At 59.3% G+C, this 22,383-nt stretch carries 21 protein-coding genes; 13 read left to right on the top strand and 8 right to left on the bottom strand.

Translation table 11 applies throughout. The features are described 5' to 3' along the window. Positions 1 to 138 precede the first annotated feature (138 nt). The 3 genes from DW029_RS06015 to DW029_RS06005 form a co-directional block, all read right to left on the bottom strand. The gene (locus tag DW029_RS06015; RefSeq protein WP_118345550.1) at positions 139 to 1,443 is read right to left on the bottom strand and encodes a VirD4-like conjugal transfer protein, CD1115 family; all 1,305 of its coding nucleotides are present in this window, start codon (positions 1,441 to 1,443) and stop codon (positions 139 to 141) included. After that, positions 1,436 to 2,053, bottom strand: a complete 618-nt coding sequence (locus DW029_RS06010; protein ID WP_022094432.1) for an ATP-dependent Clp protease proteolytic subunit — start codon at positions 2,051 to 2,053, stop codon at positions 1,436 to 1,438. Before DW029_RS06010 ends, DW029_RS06015 begins: the two co-directional genes overlap by 8 nt. A 63-nt stretch (positions 2,054 to 2,116) precedes the next feature. After that, positions 2,117 to 3,007 (bottom strand): hypothetical protein, encoded by an 891-nt coding sequence (locus DW029_RS06005; protein ID WP_118273480.1) that lies wholly within the window; start codon positions 3,005 to 3,007, stop codon positions 2,117 to 2,119. Between the two features lie 866 nt (positions 3,008 to 3,873). On the opposite strand from DW029_RS06005, the gene deoC reads away from it, so the two are divergent. The 3 genes from deoC to DW029_RS05990 all read left to right on the top strand — a co-directional run bounded on the left by deoC (position 3,874) and on the right by DW029_RS05990 (position 6,264). Further along, positions 3,874 to 4,548, top strand: coding sequence for a deoxyribose-phosphate aldolase (deoC, locus tag DW029_RS06000; protein WP_117743505.1), 675 nt, complete (start codon positions 3,874 to 3,876; stop codon positions 4,546 to 4,548). A gap of 149 nt (positions 4,549 to 4,697) precedes the next feature. Next, the gene (locus DW029_RS05995) at positions 4,698 to 5,540 is read left to right on the top strand and encodes a Cof-type HAD-IIB family hydrolase (RefSeq protein ID WP_117735297.1); all 843 of its coding nucleotides are present in this window, start codon (positions 4,698 to 4,700) and stop codon (positions 5,538 to 5,540) included. Positions 5,541 to 5,604: 64 nt separating this feature from the next. Then, positions 5,605 to 6,264, top strand: coding sequence for an HAD family hydrolase (locus DW029_RS05990; protein ID WP_370220186.1), 660 nt, complete (start codon positions 5,605 to 5,607; stop codon positions 6,262 to 6,264). Between the two features lie 263 nt (positions 6,265 to 6,527). Here DW029_RS05990 and DW029_RS05985 read toward each other — a convergent pair whose 3' ends face one another. Next, the gene (locus tag DW029_RS05985; RefSeq protein ID WP_118345548.1) at positions 6,528 to 7,310 is read right to left on the bottom strand and encodes a TatD family hydrolase; all 783 of its coding nucleotides are present in this window, start codon (positions 7,308 to 7,310) and stop codon (positions 6,528 to 6,530) included. 13 nt (positions 7,311 to 7,323) lie between these two features. Then, entirely contained in the window at positions 7,324 to 8,121 is a 798-nt protein-coding gene (locus DW029_RS05980) for a ThiF family adenylyltransferase (RefSeq protein ID WP_117735287.1), read from the bottom strand. Positions 8,122 to 8,420: 299 nt separating this feature from the next. Between DW029_RS05980 and DW029_RS05975 the strand changes: the two genes are divergently transcribed. From DW029_RS05975 to ettA, 3 genes are all read left to right on the top strand, one after another. After that, complete coding sequence (locus DW029_RS05975; RefSeq protein WP_118345547.1) at positions 8,421 to 8,699, top strand: autorepressor SdpR family transcription factor; 279 nt, start codon at positions 8,421 to 8,423, stop codon at positions 8,697 to 8,699. Then, positions 8,692 to 9,396: an SdpI family protein gene (locus tag DW029_RS05970; protein WP_118345546.1), complete on the top strand. Its 705-nt coding sequence runs from the start codon at positions 8,692 to 8,694 to the stop codon at positions 9,394 to 9,396. Before DW029_RS05975 ends, DW029_RS05970 begins: the two co-directional genes overlap by 8 nt. A 176-nt stretch (positions 9,397 to 9,572) precedes the next feature. Beyond that, complete coding sequence (gene ettA, locus DW029_RS05965; RefSeq protein WP_117735284.1) at positions 9,573 to 11,252, top strand: energy-dependent translational throttle protein EttA; 1,680 nt, start codon at positions 9,573 to 9,575, stop codon at positions 11,250 to 11,252. Between the two features lie 61 nt (positions 11,253 to 11,313). Here the strand turns inward: ettA and DW029_RS05960 are convergent, their stop codons facing one another. Continuing rightward, positions 11,314 to 12,621, bottom strand: a complete 1,308-nt coding sequence (locus DW029_RS05960; RefSeq protein ID WP_118345545.1) for a hypothetical protein — start codon at positions 12,619 to 12,621, stop codon at positions 11,314 to 11,316. A 140-nt stretch (positions 12,622 to 12,761) separates the two neighbouring features. Continuing rightward, complete coding sequence (locus DW029_RS05955; protein WP_118345544.1) at positions 12,762 to 13,724, bottom strand: hypothetical protein; 963 nt, start codon at positions 13,722 to 13,724, stop codon at positions 12,762 to 12,764. A gap of 203 nt (positions 13,725 to 13,927) precedes the next feature. On the opposite strand from DW029_RS05955, the gene DW029_RS05950 reads away from it, so the two are divergent. The 7 genes from DW029_RS05950 to DW029_RS05920 all read left to right on the top strand — a co-directional run bounded on the left by DW029_RS05950 (position 13,928) and on the right by DW029_RS05920 (position 21,509). After that, a complete protein-coding gene (locus DW029_RS05950) occupies positions 13,928 to 15,907 on the top strand; it encodes an NAD(+) synthase (protein WP_118345543.1) in 1,980 nt (659 codons plus the stop codon). 118 nt (positions 15,908 to 16,025) lie between these two features. Continuing rightward, positions 16,026 to 17,189: a pyridoxal phosphate-dependent aminotransferase gene (locus DW029_RS05945; RefSeq protein ID WP_118099008.1), complete on the top strand. Its 1,164-nt coding sequence runs from the start codon at positions 16,026 to 16,028 to the stop codon at positions 17,187 to 17,189. Between the two features lie 201 nt (positions 17,190 to 17,390). Then, the gene (locus tag DW029_RS05940) at positions 17,391 to 18,341 is read left to right on the top strand and encodes an L-lactate dehydrogenase (protein WP_022094138.1); all 951 of its coding nucleotides are present in this window, start codon (positions 17,391 to 17,393) and stop codon (positions 18,339 to 18,341) included. Positions 18,342 to 18,454: 113 nt separating this feature from the next. Next, positions 18,455 to 19,615, top strand: coding sequence for a DUF2974 domain-containing protein (locus DW029_RS05935; RefSeq protein ID WP_118345542.1), 1,161 nt, complete (start codon positions 18,455 to 18,457; stop codon positions 19,613 to 19,615). Between the two features lie 111 nt (positions 19,616 to 19,726). Further along, entirely contained in the window at positions 19,727 to 20,731 is a 1,005-nt protein-coding gene (locus DW029_RS05930; RefSeq protein WP_118345541.1) for a nucleoid-associated protein, read from the top strand. A gap of 86 nt (positions 20,732 to 20,817) precedes the next feature. Next, positions 20,818 to 21,168 (top strand): hypothetical protein, encoded by a 351-nt coding sequence (locus DW029_RS05925; RefSeq protein WP_117735267.1) that lies wholly within the window; start codon positions 20,818 to 20,820, stop codon positions 21,166 to 21,168. Continuing rightward, positions 21,165 to 21,509, top strand: coding sequence for a type II toxin-antitoxin system RelE/ParE family toxin (locus DW029_RS05920; RefSeq protein ID WP_117794500.1), 345 nt, complete (start codon positions 21,165 to 21,167; stop codon positions 21,507 to 21,509). The genes DW029_RS05925 and DW029_RS05920 overlap by 4 nt, the downstream gene beginning before the upstream one ends. 118 nt (positions 21,510 to 21,627) lie before the next feature. Here DW029_RS05920 and dapD read toward each other — a convergent pair whose 3' ends face one another. Continuing rightward, positions 21,628 to 22,347, bottom strand: a complete 720-nt coding sequence (gene dapD, locus DW029_RS05915) for a 2,3,4,5-tetrahydropyridine-2,6-dicarboxylate N-acetyltransferase (RefSeq protein WP_117735265.1) — start codon at positions 22,345 to 22,347, stop codon at positions 21,628 to 21,630. Positions 22,348 to 22,383 lie beyond the last annotated feature (36 nt).

The following is a 22,383-nucleotide window of genomic DNA, read 5'->3' as shown; positions in this document are numbered from 1 at the left end:
CTGCTGTTAACGCATCGCGCCTTATAGTCAGGGGCCCGTATCCCATCGGATGCGGGCCCCTTTGCTTTGCCGTGGCTCCGGGGCGCACGGCCTTTAAGGATCTTCGCCGGAGCGTCGCGTGCTGCGAGGGCCCCGCGTCTAGAGCTCGGTCTCCACATGGCCTCGATGCGCCTCGGGCAGCTCCCCGTAGAGCGGATGGTCTTCGAGCCTAAAGCGCTCGACCTGTTCGGGAGTGTGGCCGCGCACAAAGAGCCACGAGCGATCGATCGGCGTCGCCATGAGCGTGCTGGGCAGTGCGTCGGCGCGGTCGGAAAACACCCGGGCGCTCTCGGGATCCTGGAACGCCAGCACCAGATGCGTGTCGCAGTTGCCCATGATGGAGCGTGCGCGTGCCTCGCCATAGAGCGCATCGAGCTGGTTGGTCGACTGCAGCAGCAGCGTTGCCCAGATGTTGCGGCTTCGGATAATCGAGAGCACGTTGTCGATCTGGGGGATCTGCAGATTTGCGAAGTCATCGAGCATAAAGCGCACGGGCACGGGCAGGCTGCCGTCGGGCTGCCTATCGGCCTCGCGAATGAGGCCCATAAACGCCTGCGTAATAAAGAGGCCGGTCAGCGGATCGAGATTGCGGTCGATATCGCTCACGGTTACAAACAGGGCGCAGGGGGTGTGTCCCATGGAAGCGAAGTCCACCTGATGGCACTCACGATAGAGCTGTGCCGCACCGTCGAATCCCAGACACATGACCTTTTCGGCAAGGATGCCGACGATGCTCGCGTGCATGCGCTCGGCATTTTGCGTAATGGCGTAGCGCCGCCATAGCGAGAGGGCATAGCTTTGGGGGTCGGTCGTGATCAGGCCGTCAAACAATCGACCCGTGGCACCGTCCTGCAGGTGCTCGATCAGCTTGATGACCGAGCTGATCGTCTGCTCGTCGGCGGGTAGCTGTTCGGTGACGTAGGCGACAAGACACGACAGCAGGTTTGCCGCCGCATGATCCCAAAAAGGCTGGTTGTTGTCCTCGATGGGGCAGATGGCCTTTGCCACCGAGAGGATGTCCTGCTGGTTGGGCCTGCCGTCCGCCTTGCGGCGAATGTGCCTCAGGGGGTTGTAGCCGCAGCGCTCGATGCCGGGCGCAAGGGCCGGGACGGTGTTGAGGTCGGCGAAGTTGAGACATTGCACGCGGTAACCGTGGGCTGCCAGCACGGGTCCCACTTCGCGACAGAGCGTGCCTTTGGTGTCGAGCACGATGTAGCTTGCGTTCATTTGCAGCAGGTTGGGCTTGAGGACGTTTCGGGTCTTGCCGGCTCCCGAGGGGCCGATCACAAGTGCGTTGTTGTTGAGTCCCGTTTGGCGGGTGTCGCAGGAAAGCGTTCGATCCTTGGCGAGGATGGTGGACGATGCGGACTCAGATGCGGCGAGACGGCTGGCGAGGTTAGACATGGGCGACCTCCTTGGTGGTCGAGAGGATTTCGTGGGCAAAGCCGAGCTCGACGGCGCGCTCGGCCGAAAGGTAGGTGTCTTTTGCAGTGAGGGACTGGATGCGCTTGGGCGTGAGGCCGCTGCGGTCCGAGAGGATTTGCGTGAGGGTCTTGCGGGTCTGCATGAGACGCCGGCTGGTTTCCTGCAGCGCAAGTGCCGAGCCGCCTGCCCCCTGGGGGATCAGCGGGTCGTGAATCATGAGCTCTGCATGGGGCGCCATACGGCGATCGTCGCCGCCCATAAAGATCACGGCGCCCATGGACGCGGCGAATTCCAGGCAGACGGTGCGGATAGGGCACGATGCGAGGCGCATGGCGTCATAGATCGCAAGACCCGATCGCACGCTTCCGCCGGCGCTGGCGACAAATATGGTGATGGGGCGGCTGGGGTCGGTGGCATCGAGCAGGCGGATCTGCTGGCATAGGTCGTGGGCCATCGGGGTTTCGATGTTTCCCATGACGGAGAGCTCGCGACGGGCGAGCATCTCATCGTAAATGCTGGTGAGCGTGATACCTCGGGCGGATTCACGCATGGTGAGGGGGCTGATGATGGGGGAATGATTGGTGTCCATGAGGACTCCTTTCTGTTGGTTGTGTTGTGGAATAGGATTGTTGCCCGCGGAGGGGCTGGCGGGCTACAGGGTTCGTCCGAGCCTAAGATCGAGCTCGGTTGCGGGGCAGACTGCCTGTCCGTGCGGCTCGCAAGCGCCAAGGGCTCCAAAGCGATAGAGCGTTGCGACGGGCGTGGTGTAGGCGAGCTGCAGCTGATGCTCGACGGGGGTGCATCCGTCATTTTTGTAATGAGCCGCGTAGTACTGCGCGATGCTGGCGTTCATCTCGCTGCCATTGCGATGACGCTCAAACTGGCGTCTGCAGGTCTCGATGATCTTTGCTACCGACTTGGGTGCCGTCGCGGGAACAAGGGCGAGATAGCCCTCAAATAGCTCGTTGATGCTCAGGAGGCACAGCAGGTCGATCAGCGTCCTTATGGCTGCTCCCTCGGCGGAAAAGTGCGCGGTCATGCGGTTATATCGGTTGCGGTCGACGACGGCCGCATGGGGTCTTGGAGTTTTCTGCCCCGCGGTGCCGGGCTTTTGCCGTACCTGTGTATTGAGCTCGACGTTGCAGCGCTTGAGGCCGTCCAACGGAAGGAACAGTGCGGTGCGCAGGGTGTTCCGCTTGCTTTCGAGTTCATGACGCTCGTCGGGTTCCCATTCGAGCTTGAGTTTCGTGTCGAGCGCCGTAAGCATATGGGCTAGGCAGCCTACGGTAAGAACGTACGAATCGTTGTCGCGTTTTGGGGCATAGGGGTCTGTCAGCTTGCGAATGTCGGGGTCGCCCATGATCTTTGTGCAGCGCTTCAGCAGTTGAGGGTGGTCGGCCAAGATCGTCGCGAGCGGTAGCGACGCGTAGTTCTTGATGGTCGCGGCGGCAAAGGCGGCGTCATATTCGTTTGCATATGCTCGCTCAATGCGGGCATCCAGAATGCTTTTCTTATCGCCGCCTTCGGCGTGGTGGTTTGTCATAGCTTCTCCAATCGGTTGATGTTCGTGCTGTTTGTTGATGTGTTGGTTGTCGTGAGTGATGTGCTTGCCGTGGGTGATGTGCTGACGTTGGGGTGCTATGCGGTTTTCAATGAGCCCGTGAGGCAGTTGCTGCAGGGGCGGGATGGAACGGCCCACGCAAGGCGGAAGGCATCGTGCTCAAAATCGAGACAGCAATGCCCTGGGTGCCTCACATGTGGCAGTTACCTCATTAAGTTGTCATTGCGTTTGGGGCTGTACTTTGCCGATCTTCTTTCTCTTACACGATAAAAACTGAAACTTCATATGCTCGATCTACTTAAAACCGCAACGGCGGTCTTTTATCAACTTATATGTCGGAACGTGTCTTTGCAAGTACTTTTTTGCGTTTGTTTCAAATGGGGTGGTTTTGCAACCGTCACGCGCGCGCTGTGCGAACGTGCCCCGGCTCGGATAAGATAGTGCGATCGAGTTCTACCGCGCTCACCGCAAGTAGTCTTTGTTGCTGAGATAGGTCATGGCCGAAAGGGGCCCGTATCCGTTGGGATACGGGCCCCTTTTCTGTTGTCGGCCAGATACGATGGGTCGCGTGACGTCGTCAGAGGTCGAATTCGACCGCTAACGACGCTGTGCAGCCCATCATTTCTGGTCGCAAACAGTAAAGGGGCATGAGGGTGTATTGAGGGGGGATGTCTTGCTGTCGGCATCCGCATGCGGCGCCATTCGCTTTCCGTAGATATACTTCTACAGCTAATTTCATACCGCTTGCCGGAATGCGGACGCTGTCCTTGCGTATCGGGCGTACATTGGACGTGGTATTTCGCGTGAAACCACAAATCGGTTGTCGGTCCTGAACAAGGAGGCCCAGCATGACGCTTGCCAAACCCATCAATAAATACATCGACTATATCGACGCTCCCGAGGACACATTTGAGCAGTATGTCGAGAAGGCACTAAAGTACAACTTCCGTTGTGTATTTGCGAACCTGCAGGAGTACGAGACGGGTCGCGCAATGCTCGAGGGCTCTGACATTATCCTTGCCGGTGCTATCGACTTTCCCCAGGGCACTATGACGCTTGAGGAGAAGCTTGCGAGGTTTGAGGAATACGCTGCGTGCGGCTTTACCGAGATTGACTACGTTTTGAATCAGGAGTCGGTCGAGAACCGCGATTTTGATGCCATCGAGCGCGAGATGACTGCCATTGCTGATTTTTGTCGCGCGCATGGCATCACTGAGAAGGTGATCGTCGAGATGTGCAAACTGGACGGCGACGATGCCGCCAAGCACCGTGTGTGTGAGATTGCGCTGGAGGCTAAGCCGGGATTCCTTAAGACATCGACTGGTAGAAGCTTTGGCGGCGCTAAGCTCGAGGACGTGCGGCTGATGCACGAGGTGCTCGGCGATTCCGTGGCAATCAAGGCGGCGGGCGGTATTCATAATTACGAAGAGGCTTGCGCATTCATCGAGGCCGGCGCTAGCGCGTTGGGTGCATCGGCGGGCATTGCGATCGTCGAGGGTGCACCGACGGAGGAGCGTCGTTAGCAGGCGTATTTGACCTGAGCGATAAAGCTTCACGACCACGCGTCGTTCATGTTCGGGACAATATGACTTTTTACCCGTTGCAGACAGAGCTGCCGTGGGTGTTCTGTATGATGGCTCAGACAAGGTTGTTCAATGACAGGGAGGCACATATGGCAATTAAAGCCATCGCAATGGATATCGACGGTACGCTTACCAACGATCAGAAGGTGATCAGCCCGCGTACGCGCGAGAAGCTGCTCGCGGCACAGGAATCGGGCATTAAGCTCATCTTGGCTTCGGGTCGTCCCGCCTGGGGTCTTCGCGCCCTGGGTCAGGAACTCGATCTCCACAACCACGATGGCCTGCTGGTCGCCTTTAACGGTGCGCACGTGGTCGATGCCCAGACCGATGAGGTGCTGTTCGACCAGGCCATGCCGGTCGACGAATTGCATCGCCTAATTGACCATCTTCGCAGCTTTGACGTGATCCCTATGATTTCGCTCGGGCGTGACCTGCATGTAGAGGACTCGTATCGCTGCATGATTACGCTGCCGGACGGCTCGCAGAAGAATATCGTCAAATACGAGCGCGACGCCTGCGATCTTAAGATTCGCGAAGTCGAGAGCCTTCATGAGGTGGCGGATGCCTATCCGGTGGACAAGCTACTCACCGCGGGCGATCCGGCCTATCTGCAGGCGCATCACGAGGAGATGTACGCGCCCTTTACCCAGACGCTGTCGGGTATGTTTACGGCTGACTGGTACTTTGAATATACGGCGCCCGGCATCGACAAGGCTCGTGCGCTCGAGGGTGCCCTGCCCAAGCTCGGCATCGATGCCAGCGAGGTCGTATCGTTTGGCGACGGCCAGAACGACAAGTCCATGATTGAGTGGGCCGGCACCGGTGTTGCCATGGGCAACGCCGTCGATGAGGTTAAGGCTGTGGCCCAGATGGTGACCGCCAATAACAACGAAGACGGTATTGCGGTGGCGCTGGATAAGCTGCTGGGTTAGAATCGCCGATTAATGCATGGTTCGGGCGCCTGCTCGCGGGCGTCCTTTTGTTAGGGAGGGTGCCGTGTCCGCATTTCCGTTCGACGCCGTTATCTTTGACATGGATGGCGTCATCGTCGATACCGAGTATTACTACCTGGGGGAGACTGCCGCGTTTGCCAAGGAGCTTGGGTTGAGCCTGACCCAAGAGGAGCTGAACGGGCAGATTGGCACCTCGCATCAGTTCTTCCTGCATATGCTGGTCGATTGGTTTGAGCGCGCCGGTAAAGGGCACTTCACTGGCGAGGAAGCGTTGGCCCGTTGGGACGAGTGGGCGCATAAGCGTCCGCGTGACTACCAGGCTTTGATTAACCCGGGCGCTGTGGATACGATTCGAGAGTTGCCGCGCCGCGGCGTTCGCGTGGCGCTGGCGAGTTCGTCTCCCATGGACAGCATCGAGGAAGTGCTCGATGCATGCGGGCTGTCGGATGCCTTTGAGTATGTGGTGAGCGGCGAACAGTTTAAGGAGAGCAAGCCCGAGCCCGACATCTACCTGCATGCGCTGGATCTGTTGGGGCTGCCTGCGGACCGTTGCTGCTGTGTTGAGGATTCGGTGCCTGGTATCACTGCCGGCAAACGCGCGGGGTTAACGGTGATTGCCAAGCGCGAGGAGCGCTTTGGCTTTAGCCAGGATGCCGCGGACAAGATTATCGACCAGCTGCCGGAACTGCTCACGCTTTCTTAGGGGTCTGTTGGGGGCTTTCTAGGAGCGAGTGGGCAAAAAATGCCAAATATGAGTACTGTCACTATTTTGGCAACAGCAAAATCAAGCCTTTGAGGCCTTAGTTGAGTGTCTGGGGACGATTAAAACCTGTTAAATAGCACTCAAGCATGCTAAAAACACCTCGATAATGAACGGTTGTACATTATCGAGGTGTTGTTTTATCGCAAAATAATGTGACTAGCTTTGCAACAGTACTCATATTTGGCATTTTTTGCCCACCGGGATCAGCGGAAGCCAAATATGGAGCGCGAATTTCTTAAAACGGTCGATTCGACGCTCTCCTCGGCGCAGTTTTTAAGTTCGGCGATGCGCCGGGAGACGCATTTTAGCGATGTGATGAGCTGCCGCGCGCTTGTATCTGCTTGCGGTTCGGCAGGAGCGTCGGTTTCGAGCAGCAGACAATCGAGTGGGATCTGTCTGGCATATTCGCGACCGCGCTTGGTGGCGAGCATGCGCTCGTTGACGGAGAAATAGCAGCCTGCATCGCTCGCGCGGACGAGTTCGTCCGAGGTACCGCTAAACCAGTGGAAGGTGATAACGGGGGAGTCGGGCCTTGGGGTGAGCAATCCGTGCGACTCGAGGACGTCCAGTACGGTTCCTGCCGAACGAACGGCGTGAATTGATATCACGCGCCCGGTAAGAGGATGATGCACAAGTGCATCGCAGAGCCGTTCAAGTGCCTGTATTTGTAACGGCTCGCTTCCAACAAAGCGTGCGGAAAAGTCGAGCCCGATCTCGCCGATAAAACGCTCTTGTGCAGCGACTTCGCAAAGTAGATTGATTTCGGCGGTTCCGCATCGGCCGTCGGCGAGCCACCAGGGATGGAGCCCTACGCCCGCGATGATGCTCGGGCGGTGACTGGCGCGTGTTTTTGCTGCCGCGAAGTCGCGTGGGTCGACGCCGCAGTCAAATAGACCCAGGCCCAGTGCCGTCGCCTCATCGGCAACGGTATCCGGGCAAGCCATCAAATCAAGATGACAGTGTGCATCAAACAGCTGCGGCTCCATCGCGGCATCCCTGCTAGTCCAAGCGCTGGCCGTCGGCGCGCACGCGCTCGGTGCCGCGTCCGCTGATCTGGCGGATAACCTCGCCGGCGATCATCTGGCCCATGATGGGCGGCATAAAGCTCGCGGTTCCCAGCTCGGTACGCTCGTGGATGTTGGAAGGGTCGCGAGGCTGTGTCTTAACCGATTCCTCGCAGCTAAACAACACGCGAAGGCTCTTGATGCCACGCTTTTTGCACTCTTTGCGCATGATGCGGCTCATAGGGTCGCGCACGGTGTCAAAAATGTCGGCAAAACGCAGGCATTCGGGGTGGAGCTTGTTGGCCCCGCCCATGGAGCTAACCAAATGAATGTCGTGGTCCTGAGCATATTTGGCAATGGTGAGCTTGGCCGAGATGGTGTCGATGGCGTCGACGACGTAGTCGAGCTTGCCGTCCGTCTGCTCCAAAACACTTGCGAAGAACTCATCGATGTTGTCGCTCAACAGGTATTCGGTACGTTTGATGACAGCGGCGGCGGGGTTGATGTCGTTGATCATGGCTTCCATTACATCCACTTTGCGCTTGCCGATGGTGCTGTGAAAGGCGATAGCCTGGCGGTTGATGTTGCTGGGCGCGATGATGTCCTTGTCCAAGATCACAAAATGACCGATGCCGCCACGGGCAAGTGCCTCGCAGCAGTTGGAGCCCACGCCGCCGCAGCCAAGCACCAGCACCGTGGCGTTGGCGAGTTTATCGAGCGCCTCGCGGCCCATGATAATCTCGAGCTTGGTGTCGCGTGTCTCGACGGGAGCTGCAGCTGCGGTTTCGGTCATAGATATCCTCCGATGGGGAAGCGGGTCGTGTTTTGGCTATCGCCATTATAGGTATTATCGCGATTCCATTTGAGCCCTAGGGGTTTGTTGAAACGAGACCGGGATTCGCATAAGATGAAGCAGGTGGCACCCGTTGCCGCGGGTTGGCCAACTCCCAAACACGTTTGTAGCGTGAGAAGTGGCCGTCTTCGCATTACGCGGGGGCGGCTATTTTTTTGAGTATAAGATTAGATAGTTAGACAAATATCTAAATATTGAGTATAGTGTGCGCGTCGAACGAAATACTGAGAGGAGGTCCTATGCCGGGAGAGGGTTTTAAAGCGCTGGCCGATCCTACACGGCGTCACATTTTGGAACTGTTGCGCGAGGGCAATTGTACGGCCGGAGAGCTTGCCGAGCATTTTGACATCAGCAAACCGTCATTGAGCCATCATTTGGCGACGCTTAAAAACGCTGGGTTGGTGACCGACGAGCGTCATGGTCAAAACATCGTATACAGCTTAAACACCACTGTCATGCAGGACTTGATTGGCTGGTTTATGAGCTTTACAAACACTGAAGGTGGTAAGGATGAATAACGAAAACAAGGGCATTCACGCCACGGGGGTATCGCCGCGCGTGTGGGCCGTGCTCGTGGTGCTGTGCGTTGCCAATGTCGCGGCACACCTTATGGTGATGCCGAGCTTGCCTGCGCAGATTCCCACGCACTGGGGAGCGAGCGGCGCCGTTAACGGTTGGGGTCCCAGTTGGATGGCCTCTGCGCTCGGCGCACTGCCGCTGGTGCTTTTGGCGGTGTTCTACGTGGTGCCGCGCATCGACCCCAAGGGCGAGGCGTATCGGACTTCGGGCAAGTTCTATCAGGGTTTCGTAATCACCTTCACGCTGGCCATGTGTGCCATAAGCTGGCTGGGGGAGCTTACCGTATGGGGTGTGGTGCCTGCTGCTGGCACGGTCAATTTGCTGGTATCGGGCGCTATCGGTTTGCTCTTTATTGGCATGGGCAACTACCTGCCGCGTGTGAAGCAAAACTACACGCTGGGCATCAAGACGCCTTGGGCGCTTGCCGACCCCGAGAACTGGCGCCGTACGCAGCGTTTTGGTGGCGCCTGCTTTATGGTGCTGGGCGTTGGTCTGATTGTGATGGGTGTGGCGGGCAGCGCGCTATCGAGTGAAGTCGTCGCCACAGTGAGCGCGGTGCTGGCGTTTGGATCGGCCGGAGCTGCCTACGTCTACTCGTATCTGCTGTGGCGCAAGTCTCAGCGGGCTGTTCGCTAAGGTTGCGGAAAACTAGCGTACGCAGTTCATATTTTGTTCCGGGGGACTTTTCCCAGGTAGTATTAGGGGGTGTGGGCGACCATGCCCCCTTTTATTAGAACGCGCGGATTGCCCCCCGCTTTTCCAAAACGGACAGGGGGAGAAGATTTCCGCAGCTAGATAAGGAGAAACGGACATTGGCTGAGTTCATTTACAGCATGTATCAGGCTCGCAAGGCCCATGGCGACAAGGTGATCCTTGACGACGTGACCCTGAGCTTCTATCCCGGTGCCAAGATCGGCGTCGTGGGCCCCAACGGCATGGGCAAGTCGACCCTGCTCAAGATTATGGCTGGCATCGAGGAAGTTTCCAACGGCGATGCCAGGCTCACCCCCGGCTACACCGTAGGAATCCTGCAGCAGGAGCCGCCGCTCGACGACGACAAGACCGTCATCGAGAACGTGCGCATGGCGTTTGGTGACATGATCGCCAAAGTCGATCGCTTCAACAAGATCGGCGAGGAGATGTGCGACCCGGATTGCGACATGGACGCCCTCATGGCCGAGATGGGCAAGCTCCAGGACGAGATCGACGCCGCCGACGGTTGGGATATCGATTCCAAGCTCGGCCAGGCCATGGACGCCCTGCAGCTGCCCGATTCTGACATGCCGGTTAACGTGCTTTCCGGCGGCGAGCGCCGCCGCGTGGCCCTGTGCAAGCTGCTGCTCGAGGCTCCCGACCTGCTGCTGCTTGACGAGCCCACGAACCACCTGGACGCCGAGTCGATCCTGTGGCTCGAGCACTTCCTGCATAACTATCAGGGCGCTGTGCTTGCCGTCACGCATGACCGCTACTTCCTGGATAACGTCGCCGAGTGGATCTGCGAGGTCGACCGCGGCCACCTCTACCCCTACAAGGGCAACTACTCCACGTATCTGGAGACCAAGGCCGCGCGTATCGAGGCTCAGGGCAACCGCGATGCCAAGCTCGCCAAGCGCATGGAGGCCGAGCTCGAGTGGGTGCGCAGCTCGCCCAAGGCCCGCCAGGCCAAGAACAAGGCCCGTCTGGCTCGCTACGAGGAGATGGAGGCCGAGGCCCGCGCAAGCCAGAAGCTCGACTGGACCGACATCCGCATCCCTGTGGGTCCGCGTCTGGGCAACAAGGTGCTCGAGGCCCATCACCTGCACAAAGAGTTCGACGGCCGCGTGCTCATCGACGATCTTTCGTTCACCCTGCCGCGCAACGGCATCGTGGGTGTGATCGGCCCCAACGGCGTCGGTAAGACCACGCTGTTCAAGACGATTGTGGGTCTGGAGCCGCTGACTTCGGGCGAGCTCGAGGTGGGCGAGACCGTCAAGATTTCCTACGTCGACCAGAACCGTTCCGGCATCGATCCCGATAAGAACCTATGGGAGGTCGTCTCGGACGGCCTGGACCACATGATGGTCGGCGAGACCGAGGTTCCGAGCCGCGCTTATGTGGCGAGTTTTGGCTTTAAGGGCCAGGACCAGCAGAAGCGCGCCGGTGTGCTCTCCGGTGGCGAGCGCAATCGTCTGAACTTGGCGCTTACGCTCAAGCAGGGCGGCAACCTGCTGCTCCTCGACGAGCCCACGAACGACCTCGATGTCGAGACGCTGTCCTCGCTCGAGGCGGCGCTGCTCGAGTTCCCGGGCTGTTCGGTGGTCATTAGTCACGACCGTATGTTCCTGGACCGCGTCGCCACGCATATTCTGGCGTGGGAGGGCACCGACGAGAACCCGGGCAACTGGTATTGGTTCGAGGGCAACTTTGAGGCCTATCAGGCCAACCGTATCGAGCGCTTGGGCGAGGACGCAGCCCAGCCGCATCGTATTCACCGCAAGCTCACGCGTGACTAGTCGAGCTCAGGTGACCTAATGAGAAAGGGACGATAACCTTGAGGGTTATCGTCCCTTTTTGTTACTTGGTAGAAGGTTCGACTTTATCGATGGTCCAGGCGGCTCCGAGACCGCCGGTGGTGTTGCGGCGGATGCGCACGGCAACCTCGCGACGCTCGCCGGCCTGCGTGTAGCGCAGGGGGAAGCTTGCGCGGTTCCGCGCGGCCTCGATGGTGCCGCGTTCGCGGGCGATCCAGTAGTACTCGCCGACGATGCCGAGCGTGTCGGCGCCGTAGGGGAGATAGGTCGACAACTGGTGCAGAAGCGGGCCGGGGCAGAAGACCTCGGTTGCGAAATCGACGGGGAAGTCCTCGGGGATGGCGGGCACTGCAGGTGCGGGGGCCGGTGCTGCAGCGGGGGCCGGAGCCGGTGCAGGTGCGGGAATTTGGTCGCAAGCAGAGGTGGGCGCGGACTCGATGACGGGTGCGGGCTCCGGCGTCGCTTCCGGCTTGATCGTGGAATCTACGGGCTCCACGGTGACGGGCGCGTCTGCAGCTGCAGTTTCAACCTCAACCTGCGTCGCGTTCTCGTTCTCGACGCTCGGCTTTGCCTCGATGGGCGTGGAAGCCATGGTGGTGATACCTGCGTTGGCGTTCTCGGGGTCATAGACGACCGTGAGCGAGATGGCGGGCTGCGGCGTCTCGGGCTCCGGTGTCGCCTCGGTAGCGTTTTGATCTGCGGGCTCGTCAGACTGACCGTCCTCGGCATTGTCGCCAAAGACATCGCTATTCTGGAACACGGGCGCCTCGGGTTGGCCAGCCGTCTCTTCGATTGTCGACGTGGGAGTCTCGTTGAGCTCAACAGTGGCTTCCTGATCAGACATGGCTTCGGAATCAGTTGTGGTGGCGATTTCGGTTTCGGCTTCTGCCGTCACCTCGATAGCGACTTCGATCTCTGTCTCGGGCTCGGGTTCCGGCACGGCTTCAACCATGGCTTCTGGCTCGGTGCGCTTTACGTGCTTGGGGCGCACGGCCTTGAGGTCCTTCTCACCGCGCTTTTTCTTTTTGTAGGACTGCTTGGCGCCCTTGACTGCCTTGGGCTTGTCCTCGCCCTTGGCAAGTGCGGCATCCCAGGCCTCGTTTGCGATGACCGTGGCATACAGGCGACCGCCCTTAAAGACGGTCAGCTTAATGCAGTCGTCAAGCTCCTCGAGCAACTCGCGCGTGGACTCAAAGCCCAGGTCGTAGGCCGTCATATCGCCCGCGGCGAGTGCCTCCTCGACCTGCGTCATAAACGTTTGCTTGCCGCATCCAATCGCATCGCGTAGCAGTCGATACAGATAGATGTGGTTGCCCAGCGAAAGCGTGGGCCTAACTATTGTCTTGCTCATGGCAAATCTCCTCTTTACACATGTAAAGCATCTTACCATCGCATAGCGTTCGCCATGGCGGCGCCCAAGGCAAACGGGCGCGAACCGCTGTCGATTCGCGCCCGTTATACAGGTCGGTTATCTATGAGAGGCAAATGTGCTTAGTTGCCCGATGCCGTGCCTTGGCTCGAGTTGTCGGATGCCGTGCCGGACGCGGTTCCGCTCGAGCTGTTCGAGCTGTTGGTGTTGCTGCTGTCTGCTGCGCCCGTTCCCGAAGTGCTGTCGCTCGTCTGGCCGCCCGTGCTCGGCTGCGAACCGTCAGTCGTTTGGCTTGAGTCGGTCGTGCCGGACGGCGTGCTGCTGTTGGCCGTAGAGGAATCGGTGCCCTGCGATTGGTTTTGGGTGTTCGAGGACGAATTGGCAGAGGTAGAACTGTCTTGCGTATCGTCCGTCTGTGCCTGTTGATCCTGCGACTGGGTGTTGCCATTTGCATCGCTCTCGGTCGTGCGCGACGAAAGGATCGGCTCGGGACGCTCGCCCAGACCCTCACCGGCAGTGGTGATAAGGATGGCGCCGACGCAGGCGATGACCGCGACGATGGCGATAGCGATCGAGAAGATGATGACCTTCTTTTGCGTCTGGCTGCGCTCAGCCGCCGCCTTGGCGCGCAGGCTGTTGGGAGCGACGCGCGCCGTGGTCGCGCGTCCCGCAACCTGGCGCATCTCCTGCGTGGTTGCGGCGCCACCTAGGTGCTCCTCGACATTGGGCTCAACGGGCTCGTAGGCGCCGGTAGGGTAGTCGACAGCGGCATGCGTGCCCTTGATTGCTTCGGCGCTGGCGGAGATAAAATGGCGATAGACCTGCGAGGACACAACAGTGATGACTGAGCTCACAGCGGCACCAATCACCGAGCCGGCAATGCCGATCTTTGAAGCAAGCGCCACGCTCGTGGCGGCAGCTGCGGCGCCGGCGATGATCTGGGGAATGGAAATGTCATCGAACAGGCCCTTTTTGGGCGCGATGGCCATGGTCTGTCCGATGGAATGGTTCTCGTGCACGCCGTTGTTGAGCGATGCCGGCGTCATGACGCGCGTGCGCGGCGCATCGGTGTACTTGGTTGTCATACGGGGTCCTCCCGGTGTAAATCTACTTCGTTTCGTGTAGCCATCAGGGTACCCACCAGATGTGAATCGTACGTGACATTTAACAGATACCATCAACTCATCAATAGCTCACCAAGTTGGTGGGATGTGGTTCCACCCGGCGGTTGAACTACAATAGGGCTTGCTAATTGTGTTGAATAGCGTCTACGCACGGGAGCATTCTTATGAATCTTCACCTTTCTCAGTCTGATGGCTTTTTGCGCGTGGCGGCGGCGTCGCCGCAGATTCGCGTGGCAGATGTCGAGGGTAATGCCGAGGTTGCGCTGGCAGCTGTTCGCAGAGCTGCCGAGCGCGGCGTTCGCGCGTTGGTGCTGCCCGAGCTTAACCTGTGCGGCTATACCGCGGCTGATCTGTTCCATAACCGCACGCTGCTGCATGGCTGCGAGGCGGCGCTGGTGCGCATCCTCGATGAAACCCGTGAGCTGCCGATCATCTTTACCATCGGTCTTCCCGTTGCGGTGGCCGAAAACATCTACAATTGTGCGGCCGTGTGCTGTGCGGGCGAGCTTTTGGGCCTTACGGCCAAAAAGTATCTGCCCAACTACGGCGAGTTTTATGAGTGCCGCTGGTTTGCTCCGGCGCCGGCCGATCCCGTGTGGGTTGAATTTGCCGGTCAGGGTCCGGTCCCGCTGGGTTCGGGGCTTGTCTACCGCTGCTGCGATGAGGGTACCGAGGACCTGGTGCTGGGCGTTGAGGTCTGTGAGGACCTGTGGGTGCCGGCACCCCCTTCGACCGAGATGGCGCTTGCCGGTGCGACGGTGATCCTCAACCCGTCGGCCTCGGACGAGATTATCGGTAAGGCAGATTACCGCCGCAGCCTTATCTCTAACCAGAGCGCGCGCCTGTACTGCGCCTATGCCTACGCGGACGCGAGCGAGGGCGAGTCCACGACCGATATGGTCTTTGCGGGCGAGAACCTTGTCTACGAAAACGGCTCCAAGCTCGCCGCGACCAAACTGCTTACCTGCGATATGGTCATCGCCGACGTTGACCTTGACCGTCTGGTTGCCGAGCGCCGCCGCTCGACGACGTGGACGCGCGCGGACGATGCGCCGGAGGCCACGACCGTTGAGTTTTCGTTTGAGGGCGTGCCGGCCAAAGAGCCTGTCCTGCGCGATGCACTCGACATCGACCGCGTCTTCCCGCGCGCGCCCTTTGTGCCGGCCGACCACGGTGACCTGGCTGAGCGCTGCGAGACCATCCTCGACCTGCAGACTGCCGGCCTCAAGACCCGCCTTGCCCATACGAGCACCAAGGCGGCCGTCATCGGCCTTTCCGGTGGCCTCGATTCCACGCTGGCGCTACTCGTGACCGTGCGTGCCTTCGATGCGCTGGGGCTGCCGCGCACGGGTATCACGGCGGTCTCCATGCCCGGCTTTGGTACGACGCACCGCACTAAGTCCAACGCCGAGTCGCTCGCGCGCGACCTAGGCGTGAGCTTCCGCGAAGTTTCGATCCACGCGGCCGTGGAGCAGCACTTCAGGGACATTGAGCACGATCCGGCCGTGCAGGACGTGACCTACGAGAACAGCCAGGCCCGCGAGCGTACGCAGATCCTGATGGACCTGGCCAATCAGGCTGGCGGTTTTGTTATCGGTACGGGCGACCTGTCGGAGTTGGCGCTCGGCTGGGCTACCTATAATGGCGACCACATGAGCATGTACGCCGTCAACGCGAGCGTGCCCAAGACGCTTGTGCGCCATCTGGTGCGTTATGCGGCTGATGTCTTTGGCGGGCGCATTGCCGAGGTCTTGCTCGATATCCTCGATACGCCGGTGTCTCCCGAACTTCTGCCGCCCACGGGCGACGGCGAGATTGCGCAGAAGACCGAGGATTTGGTGGGCCCGTACGAGCTCCACGACTACTTCCTCTACTACCTGCTGCGTTTTGGCTTTGAGCCCGGCAAGATCTACCGCATGGCGCTCAAGAGCTTCGAGGGCGTCTACGACGTCAAGACCGTTCACACGTGGTTGCGTACGTTCTATCGTCGCTTCTTTGCCCAGCAGTTTAAGCGCAGCTGCCTGCCCGATGGTCCCAAGGTGGGCTCGGTGACGCTCAGCCCGCGCGGCGATTGGCGTATGCCGAGTGACGCTAGCTCGCGTCTGTGGCTTGCGCAGATCGACGCGCTCAATCCAGTTGACTAAGGTTGGTTAAATTGAACCAATACGGGGGTTGCAAGCGTTACACTTTTGCAATCTGATGGCCCGTATCGCGCGGCGCTCTTGTCGGAGCGCCGCGTTTTTTATATCGAAAGGTGGCACCATGCAGGCATCGCAGCGTCTCGACCGCTTTGGCGCGGAGGTCTTCGCCTCGCTCAACAATAAGCTTCTCGTGCTGAAGGCTCAGGGCAAGACCATTTACAACATGAGCGTGGGCACGCCCGACTTTAAGCCGTACGACCACGTGGTCGAGGCGCTGACCCAGGCCGCCCAGGACCCCGAGATGTGGAAGTATGCCCTGCGCGACCTGCCCGAGCTTAAGCAGGCCGTGTGCGATTACTATGAGCGTCGCTTTGGCGTTTCGGGCATTACGCCGTCCATGGTGCAGTCGTGCAACGGCACGCAGGAGGGGGTGGGCCATTTGGGCCTTGCCCTGCTCGATCCGGGTGACACCATTTTGGTTCCCGATCCGTGTTACCCGGTCTTTGAGGCGGGTGCCAAGATCGCCGATGCCAAGCTCGAATACTATCCGCTGGTTGCCGAGCACAATTACCTGCCCTATGTGGCGGGTATCGATTCCGAGGTGGCCGATCGTGCCAAGTATATGATCGTGTCGCTGCCCGCGAACCCGGTCGGCTCGGTGGGCACTCCCGAGGTCTACGAGGAGATCATCGCTTTCGCCCGCGAGCACGACCTGCTCATCGTCCATGACAACGCGTACTCCGACATCGTGTTCGACGGCGAGCCGGGCGGAAGCTTTTTGCAGTATCCCGGCGCGCTCGAGGTGGGCGTGGAATTCTTCTCGCTTTCCAAGTCGTTTAACGTCACCGGTGCCCGCATCGGCTTTTTGGTCGGTCGCGAGGACGTGGTCTCGGCCTTTGCCAAGCTGCGCAGCCAGATTGACTTTGGCATGTTCTTCCCGATCCAAAAGGCTGCCATCGCCTGCCTGAACGGTCCGCGCGATGAGGTTGAGGCACAGCGTCTGAAGTACCAGGAGCGCCGCGATGCCCTGTGCGACGGCCTTGAGGGCTTGGGCTGGGAGCGTCCCAACGCGCATGGTTCGATGTTTGTGTGGGCCAAACTTCCCGGCGGCCGTACCGATTCCATGGCGTTTTGCGAGGAGCTCATGGAGAAGGCCGGCGTTGTGGTGACGCCGGGTGCGAGCTTTGGGCCTTCGGGCGAGGGGCACGTGCGCATGGCGCTGGTCTTGCCGCCCGATCAGATCGCTCTGGCCGTCGAGGCTATTCGCGAGGCGGGTCTGTATTAAAAAGACATCTAGGCGCGTCAATAGTTCGAAACCGATTTCGGGCAGTTATCTTACGAATTCTGCAAACAATTTCGGTAAACGGTCGATTTTTGGCTGCGAATAGGCGCATAATCAAAGTCCCGATTGGCTATATTGGGATTACGGCAAGCCGCTTGGGTCGTTCCCGGGCGGCCTGTTTGTGGAGAGAGATGGGAGTTTCTAATGGTTAACGAGAAGAAGGTCGCTATTGTCGGCTGCGGTTTCGTCGGTTCGTCGTCGGCGTTCGCACTGATGCAGAGTGGTCTGTTCTCCGAGATGGTCCTCATCGACGTGGACAAGAACCGCGCCGAGGGTGAGGCACTGGATATCGCGCACGGCATGACGTTTGCCGAGCCGATGAAGATCTACGCCGGCGATTATTCCGATGTCGCCGATGCTGCCATGATCGTCGTCACCGCTGGCGCTGCCCAGAAGCCCGGTGAGACTCGCCTGGACCTGGTCAACAAGAACGTCAGCATCTTTAAGTCCATTATTCCCGAGATTAAGAAGTCCGGCTTCGACGGCATTCTGCTCATCGTCTCCAACCCGGTCGACGTTCTGACCTATGCCGCCATCAAGATGTCCGGTCTGCCCGAGGGCCACGTCATCGGATCCGGCACCGTGCTCGACACCGGCCGTCTGCAGCAGATGCTCGGCGCTCACGTCGAGGTCGATCCGCGCGACGTTCAGGCCTACGTCATGGGTGAGCACGGCGACTCCGAGTTTGTCGCTTGGTCCAGCGCTCAGGTTGCCGGCGTTCCGCTGAACACCTTCTGCGAGCTTCACGGCCATCTGGAGCATGAGGCTGCCGAGAAGCGCATCGCCGAGGACGTCAAGAACTCCGCCTACACCATCATCGAGAAGAAGCACGCCACCTACTACGGCGTCGCCATGGCCGTTAAGCGCATCTGCACTGCCGTCATGCGCGATGAACAGACCGTTCTGCCCGTCTCCTCGCTCATGGTGGGCGAGTACGGCCTGTCCGATCTTGCCATCTCCATGCCGACCGTCGTTGGCCGCGACGGCGTTGTCTGCCGCGTCCCCGTGCCGCTGAACGATGACGAGCAGCATGAGCTCACCGTCTCCGCCAAGGCCCTCAAGGACATCATCGACAGCGTCGACTTCTCCTGCTAAATTAGGCTCGTTTGCCAGCAAGCTACAATGAAGGCGCCTGGGTCCACACGACCCGGGCGCCTTTTTGGTGCAAGGGGGACAGGTTGCTTTGCGCCATTGTTGATGGGAGAGCCATGTCGGATTCGCCTAATTTTTTGACCTATGCCCAGACGGCGTTTGATCCGTTTGAGGAACGGTCGTTCTGCGCGGTGGATAGCCTGGTCTTTGCGTGGCTGTCCTATTTGCGTTTGCCGGGGGATATGCCGGAGCTTACCGGCTGGCAGGGTCTTGACGTACGCGAGCTGCTGCGTGCCGAGTGCTACCGGGACATGATTGGCGACCTGTGGGATCCGGAGGGGAGCAGGGCCTTGTTGGAGGCCGTGGCAGCAAGCCCTCGCTACCGTGGCGTGCACGTTTGCGGCTATCGTGCCGTGAGCGATGTGGTGGTGACAGAGCAGTTTGCGGCTATGACGTTCCGATTTCCGGCGGGGTTTAGCTATCTTTCCTTCCGGGGGACCGACAGCACGATTGTGGGCTGGAAAGAGGACTTTAACATGGCGTTCCGGTGTCCTGTGCCGGCCCAGGAATCCGCGGCGCGTTATGTGGACGAGGCAGCGGATACGATTGACGGGCCGCTTTTGTGCGGAGGTCATTCCAAGGGTGGAAACCTTGCGGTGTACGGTGCGGCGATGTGCTCCGATGTCGCCCGAGAGCGAATCGAACGGGCGTATTCCCATGATGGTCCGGGCTTCGTCGAGGAGTTTCTGAACGGCAGCGCCTTCGCTGATCTATCCAGTCGAATCGACAAGACGCTACCTCGGTCGTCGATTTTTGGCATGATGTTCGAGACGCAGGAGGACTATGCCATCGTTGAGAGCACCGAGTTCAGCCTGCTGCAGCACAATCCCTTTAGCTGGGTGGTTGATGGTCGCGACTTCGTGTACTGTGAGCGCCTGTCCGCCGGTGCTCGATACGTTGATAGCTCCATTCGCGAGATGCTGCTTGCGGTGTCGCCTAGCGAGCGCGAGCGTTTTGTAGATGCGTTGTTCTCCGTGCTTGAGGCTACGGGTGCTGAGCGGTTTGCGGATATCGCCGGGAATCTGCGCGAGAGCCTGCCCGTGATGCTCCAGACTGCGCAAGGCTTTGACAAGGATACGCGACGCTTTGTCTCGCAGACCATCGCGGCAATCCTTAAATGCGCACTGCTGCCCAAACGACCCCAGATCGACATGCCCGCTGCCGGCAAGAGTTTGGCAGAACAGCTCGAGGCTTGGCAGTCCGAGCTCCTGCGCTAGCCATTGGTGCAAAGCAACCTGTCCCCGATGCACCAATCTTCGATGCGCCTGGGGCGGGCTCGACCGCTATACTGGTTCGTGCTCAATTCGATCTAGAACGGAATGCCGTATATGAAAATCAATCACGCGATTCTGCATATCCTGGACTTTGACTCTGCCGTCAACGTCATGAGCCAGCGAGAGCTCGATATCGAGAGCCGCACCGTGCGCAACTTTGTGACCACACATTTGCGCCGTGCCCGTACATCGGCCGATAACAAGCGCGCCACGTTTGCCGAGAACTCCGCATTCGGCGGCGAGCTCAAGGGCTATTTCTTTGGCGAGCGCGAGTTCGTGGACCTGTCGCAGCAGATTGCGGAGTTCATTTCCTCCGAGCTCGCCAAGGCCGAAAAAGCCGAGTCCACCGATGTGCTCGTGGCCGACTTTGACGACGACGAGGATGCCCGCTGGTTTGCCGTGATGTTGCTGGACTCCAAGCAGGCTTTTATGCACGAAGTGGGACGCGAGGAGGGCGAGGTGCGCAACGACATCACGCGCCACTATGCTATCCTGCCGAATCCTTCACAAAAGGTGCCAAGCTATGCCATCGTGCGCGCGAGCACCATGGAGATCGGTTATGTGGACAAGAAGCGCAAGATTGCCGGTGAGGACCGTATGCTTATCCCCGATGGCCTGCTGCAGTGCGACACGGGCGTATCGGGCAAGGAGGTCATCGACACCGTGACGCGTGTGGTCGAGGAAGTCGCCGAGGAGCACGGTGCTAACACAGCTGTGGCACTTGCTAAGGTCAAAGCTGCCGTTGCCGGGAAGGTCGAGGATGACGAGGAACTGCCGCCTTGGGATATCGTCGACGAGGTCTTTGAGGACGAGCCGGTCATCAAGGAAAGCGTACGCGCGGCACTGACCGAAGAGAAGGTGCCCGAGCGCGTGCCCGTGGAGCGCAAGCAGGTAGAACGCGCGGCGGTGCGCAATCACAAGATTCGTACCGACACGGGCATCGAGATCAGCTTTCCGGCCGAGATGGGTTCGAACTCCGAGTACATCGAGTTCGTCAACGAACCCAACGGCCTCATCTCCATCGAGCTCAAGAATATTGGCAGCATCGAGAATCGATAAAGCTTTTTACTTTTGAATAAAAGTCTGGATTATATTTCGATGTATACTTGGAAATATAATCCAGACTATTTTTTTGGAGGTCAAAAATGTCCCCACTTGTTCTGGAAAAACCGGTGTTTACGAAAGACCAGGTTGTTTCTGCTACCGAAGCAAGCAAGTCTTTATCCGCCATACGCAAGCGCGCCAAGCGTGCCCCGCAATTCATTGCAGACCATAACGATATCGATACCGTGATTGTCGATTATGCCGCCTATGAGGAAATGTACGGTGCGCTGCAGTACCTGCGCGAACTTGAGATTGATCGCATCGCGGCGGACCGAATCAAGAACGGTCCGCACGAGTTTATTCCGTTTGAGGACGCCTTAACTCCTGATGAGCTCGCAGAGTTTGAGTCAATGGATCCCGACGCGATTTCCGACGAGGACCTTTTCGAATGAGTGGGCATTTTGTCATCGGCTTTTTGAATCGAGATGTCGAGAAGGAATATCAAAAGCTTGATGGTTCTCAGCGAAGACTCGTGCGCATTGCAATAGAAAAATTAAAGACGCGCGCCGATGAAATCGGAACGCCGCTTCACGGTGAGCTTGCCGGCTGCAAGAAGATCAAATGGCGAAACGCGGGACTCCGAATGATTTTTCGAATTCGAGAGGACGGAACAGTTGAGATTGCCGAGATTGTAGCAATTGGGCGGCGTGACCGTTCCGAGGTCTATAAGACGGCCGCAGGGCGCCTGTCAAAGCGACCCGCCATGGTTGAATACGACGGAACTCTGAGATGATGAAGGCCGAAGCCCCGATGGTGCTTCGGCCTTTTTTGTTTTCGGCTTGGTTGCTGACACTGCGCCGCAGGTTGAGCATACGTCAGCGAAAACGCGGTTTGTCAAAACCGCGTAACTTTTAAAGCTGGCGCAGGCCTTCCTCGAGGCCGGTCTTGCTGTCGGTCTTCTCGTCGCGCATCTTGATGACGCGGGCGGGGACACCGGCCACGACGGCACCGGCGGGGACGTCCTCGACGCATACGGCACCGGCGGCCACGACGGCGCCCTTGCCCACGCGCACGCCCTCCAGGACCACGGCGTTGGCGCCGATCATGACGTCGTCTTCGATGATGACGGGCGTGGCGCTTGCGGGTTCAACGACGCCTGCCAACACGGTTCCAGCGCCGATGTGGCAGTTCTTGCCCACGGTGGCGCGGCCGCCCAGCACGGCGCCCATGTCGATCATGGAGCCCTCGCCAATGACGGAGCCGATGTTGATGATGGCGCCCATCATGATGACGGCGCGATCGCCGATCTCGACGCGGTCACGGATGATCGCGCCCGGCTCGATGCGGGCGTTGATGCCCTTAAGGTCGAGCATGGGCACGGCGGAGTTGCGGCAGTCGTTCTCCACATCGTAGTAATCGATAGAATCGTCGTTAGCGTAGAGGATTGCCTTGAGCTCATCCCAGTCGCCAATGACGGTCTTGCCGCGGCAATCGCCGTAGACGCGTGCGTTGCCCCACTGGACCTCCATGCCGGGCTTTTCGCGCACGTACAGTTTGACGGGCGTCTTCTTGGGCGCGGTGGCGATGTAGTTGATAATCTCCTGTGCATCCATCTCGGCTGCGTTGCTCATATGCTGTCTCTCCTTTGGGTGGATCCGGTTGATACC

The sequence above is a fragment of the Collinsella sp. AF38-3AC genome (assembly GCF_003474365.1).
GTDB lineage: Bacteria > Actinomycetota > Coriobacteriia > Coriobacteriales > Coriobacteriaceae > Collinsella.
Note: the sequence above shows the minus strand (reverse complement) of the source record. Positions and strands in the feature narration are given on the sequence as shown.

Bases quoted from the DNA above. Each gene is read 5' to 3' on its own strand.
- DW029_RS05950 (WP_118345543.1), top strand. From the start codon at position 13,928: ATGAATCTTCACCTTTCTCAGTCTGATGGCTTTTTGCGCGTGGCGGCG.
- DW029_RS05920 (WP_117794500.1), top strand. From the start codon at position 21,165: ATGAGTGGGCATTTTGTCATCGGCTTTTTGAATCGAGATGTCGAGAAG.
- DW029_RS05945 (WP_118099008.1), top strand. From the start codon at position 16,026: ATGCAGGCATCGCAGCGTCTCGACCGCTTTGGCGCGGAGGTCTTCGCC.
- DW029_RS06015 (WP_118345550.1), bottom strand. From the start codon at position 1,443: ATGTCTAACCTCGCCAGCCGTCTCGCCGCATCTGAGTCCGCATCGTCC.
- DW029_RS05980 (WP_117735287.1), bottom strand. From the start codon at position 8,121: ATGACCGAAACCGCAGCTGCAGCTCCCGTCGAGACACGCGACACCAAG.
- DW029_RS05960 (WP_118345545.1), bottom strand. From the start codon at position 12,621: ATGAGCAAGACAATAGTTAGGCCCACGCTTTCGCTGGGCAACCACATC.
- DW029_RS05940 (WP_022094138.1), top strand. From the start codon at position 17,391: ATGGTTAACGAGAAGAAGGTCGCTATTGTCGGCTGCGGTTTCGTCGGT.
- DW029_RS05985 (WP_118345548.1), bottom strand. From the start codon at position 7,310: ATGGAGCCGCAGCTGTTTGATGCACACTGTCATCTTGATTTGATGGCT.
- DW029_RS05955 (WP_118345544.1), bottom strand. From the start codon at position 13,724: ATGACAACCAAGTACACCGATGCGCCGCGCACGCGCGTCATGACGCCG.
- DW029_RS05970 (WP_118345546.1), top strand. From the start codon at position 8,692: ATGAATAACGAAAACAAGGGCATTCACGCCACGGGGGTATCGCCGCGC.
- dapD (WP_117735265.1), bottom strand. From the start codon at position 22,347: ATGAGCAACGCAGCCGAGATGGATGCACAGGAGATTATCAACTACATC.
- DW029_RS05995 (WP_117735297.1), top strand. From the start codon at position 4,698: ATGGCAATTAAAGCCATCGCAATGGATATCGACGGTACGCTTACCAAC.
- DW029_RS06010 (WP_022094432.1), bottom strand. From the start codon at position 2,053: ATGGACACCAATCATTCCCCCATCATCAGCCCCCTCACCATGCGTGAA.
- DW029_RS05925 (WP_117735267.1), top strand. From the start codon at position 20,818: ATGTCCCCACTTGTTCTGGAAAAACCGGTGTTTACGAAAGACCAGGTT.
- DW029_RS05935 (WP_118345542.1), top strand. From the start codon at position 18,455: ATGTCGGATTCGCCTAATTTTTTGACCTATGCCCAGACGGCGTTTGAT.
- DW029_RS05975 (WP_118345547.1), top strand. From the start codon at position 8,421: ATGCCGGGAGAGGGTTTTAAAGCGCTGGCCGATCCTACACGGCGTCAC.
- deoC (WP_117743505.1), top strand. From the start codon at position 3,874: ATGACGCTTGCCAAACCCATCAATAAATACATCGACTATATCGACGCT.
- DW029_RS06005 (WP_118273480.1), bottom strand. From the start codon at position 3,007: ATGACAAACCACCACGCCGAAGGCGGCGATAAGAAAAGCATTCTGGAT.
- DW029_RS05930 (WP_118345541.1), top strand. From the start codon at position 19,727: ATGAAAATCAATCACGCGATTCTGCATATCCTGGACTTTGACTCTGCC.